Here is a 2,512-nt window from a genome sequence, read left to right as displayed (position 1 = left end):
GAACAAGTGTGGAAAGAGATTCGTAAACGTGGATTTAAGAATAAAGCCTTTCGAACTTTGGAAGATGTCATGAATCAACTTCAAGATGTTATACAAGGACTGGAGAAGGAGGTGATAAAGTCCATCGTTAATCGGAGATGGACTAGAATGCTTTTTTGGCATAAATGAACAATTTTATTTTTCAGAATATATCAAATATAACAAATAACTCTTAAAATTCAGAAAATTCTATTGACAGGACTTGAAAAAGAGTCTATAATGAATAAAAAACAAAGGAGAATACTATGAAAACAAGAAAAGTATTGGCTCTTGCGGGAGTAACCTTATTAGCAGCTGGTGTTTTAGCTGCTTGTTCTGGGGGTTCAGGTGCTCAAGGTGAAAAAACCTTTGCATTTACTTACGAGACACATCCAGATAATCTCAACTATTTGACAACTGGTAAGGCAGCAACTTCTGAGATTACTAGTAATGTGATTGATGGATTGCTTGAAAATGATAAATACGGGAACCTTGTTCCTTCATTGGCAGAAGACTGGTCAGTTTCTAAGGATGGCTTGACTTATACTTATAAGATTCGTCAGGATGCCAAGTGGTATACATCTGAGGGAGAAGAGTATGCTCCTGTTAAGGCTCAGGACTTTGTAACAGGACTTAAATATGCAACAGATAAGAAAGCAGAAGCCCTTTACTTGGTACAGGATTCAATCAAAGGTCTGGATGCCTATGCCAAAGGTGAAATCACAGACTTCACTCAAGTCGGGATTAAAGCCCTTGACGACCAAACAATCCAATACACCTTGAACAAACCTGAAAGTTTTTGGAATTCCAAAACAACAATGGGTGTGCTTGCGCCAGTTAATGAAGAGTTTTTGAATTCAAAAGGGGATGATTTTGCCAAAGCTACGGATCCAAGTAGTCTCTTGTATAACGGTCCTTATTTGTTGAAATCCATTGTGACCAAATCTTCCGTTGAATTTGCGAAAAATCCGAACTATTGGGATAAGGACAATGTGCATATTGACAAAGTTAAATTGTCATTCTGGGATGGGCAAGATACCAGCAAACCAGCAGAAAACTTTAAAGATGGTAGCCTTACAGCAGCTCGTCTCTATCCAACAAGTGCAAGTTTCGCAGAGCTTGAGAAGAGTATGAAAGACAATATCGTCTATACTCAACAAGACTCTACGACTTATCTAGTAGGGACAAATATTGACCGTCAATCTTATAAATACACATCTAAGACTAGCGAAGAACAAAAGACATCTACTAAAAAGGCTCTCTTAAATAAGGATTTCCGTCAGGCTATTGCCTTTGGATTTGACCGTACAGCCTATGCCGCTCAGTTGAATGGAGAAACTGGAGCAAGCAAAATCTTGCGTAATCTCTTTGTGCCACCAACATTTGTTCAAGCAGATGGGAAAAACTTTGGCGATATGGTCAAAGAAAAATTAGTAACCTATGGGGATGAATGGAAGGATGTTAATCTGGCCGATTCACAAGATGGTCTCTACAATCCAGAAAAAGCCAAGGCTGAATTTGCCAAGGCTAAGTCCGCTTTACAAGCAGAAGGTGTGACTTTCCCAATTCACCTAGATATGCCTGTTGACCAGACAGCAACTACAAAAGTTCAACGTGTCCAATCTATGAAACAATCCTTGGAAGCAACTTTAGGAACTGATAATGTCGTTATTGATATCCAACAATTGCAAAAAGATGAATTGCTTAATGTAACTTTATTTGCTGAAAATGCTGCTGGCGAAGACTGGGATTTATCAGATAATGTCGGTTGGGGTCCTGATTTTGCCGATCCATCAACCTACCTTGATATTATCAAACCTTCTGTAGGAGAAAGTACTAAAACATATTTAGGATTTGACTCAGGGGAAGATAATGTAGCTGCTAAAAAAGTAGGTCTATATGACTACGAAAAATTGGTTACTGAAGCTGGTGATGAGGCTACAGATGTTGCTAAACGCTATGATAAATACGCTTCAGCCCAAGCTTGGCTGACAGATAGTGCTTTGATTATTCCAACTACATCTCGTACAGGGCGTCCAATCTTGTCTAAGATGGTACCATTTACAATACCATTTGCATTGTCAGGAAATAAAGGTACAAGTGAGCCAGTCTTATATAAATACCTTGAAATTCAAGACAAGGCAGTCACTGTAGATGAATACCAAAAAGCTCAGGAAAAATGGATGAAAGAAAAAGAAGAGTCTAATAAAAAGGCTCAAGAAGAACTTGCCAAACATGTCAAATAAAACAAAAAGAGACTGAGTCAAAAGTCCTAAAAATCAGAAAAACGCATAGTATCAGGTGTTGATGTACTGCACCCCAAAAGTTAGACAGAAAAAATCTAACTTTTGGGGTGTTTTTATTATGAAATTAACTTATGATGATAAAGTTCAGATCTATGAACTTAGAAAACAAGGATATAGCTTAGAGAAGCTTTCAAATAAATTTGGGATAAACAATTCTAAGATTAGGTACATGATTAAATTGATTGATC

2 protein-coding genes and 1 pseudogene are annotated in these 2,512 nt (G+C 37.6%); all 3 read left to right on the top strand.

The window, feature by feature from the left end; genetic code table 11:
- A pseudogene (locus HT708_RS07435) lies at positions 1-168 on the top strand (IS630 family transposase); the annotation flags it as partial.
- A gap of 116 nt (positions 169-284) precedes the next feature.
- On the top strand, positions 285-2,264 hold the full coding sequence (locus HT708_RS07430) for a peptide ABC transporter substrate-binding protein (protein ID WP_172926214.1): 1,980 nt from the start codon (positions 285-287) through the stop codon (positions 2,262-2,264).
- Positions 2,265-2,382: 118 nt separating this feature from the next.
- A partial coding sequence (locus HT708_RS07425; protein WP_172926213.1) for a transposase occupies positions 2,383-2,512 on the top strand: 130 nt, incomplete at its 3' end.

The sequence above is a fragment of the Streptococcus sp. 3613 genome, from assembly GCF_013277375.1.
GTDB lineage: Bacteria > Bacillota > Bacilli > Lactobacillales > Streptococcaceae > Streptococcus > Streptococcus pseudopneumoniae.
The sequence above is the reverse complement of the archived record's forward strand: the minus strand, read 5'-3'. Positions and strand labels throughout refer to the sequence as shown.

Bases quoted from the DNA above. Each gene is read 5' to 3' on its own strand.
- HT708_RS07430 (WP_172926214.1), top strand. From the start codon at position 285: ATGAAAACAAGAAAAGTATTGGCTCTTGCGGGAGTAACCTTATTAGCA.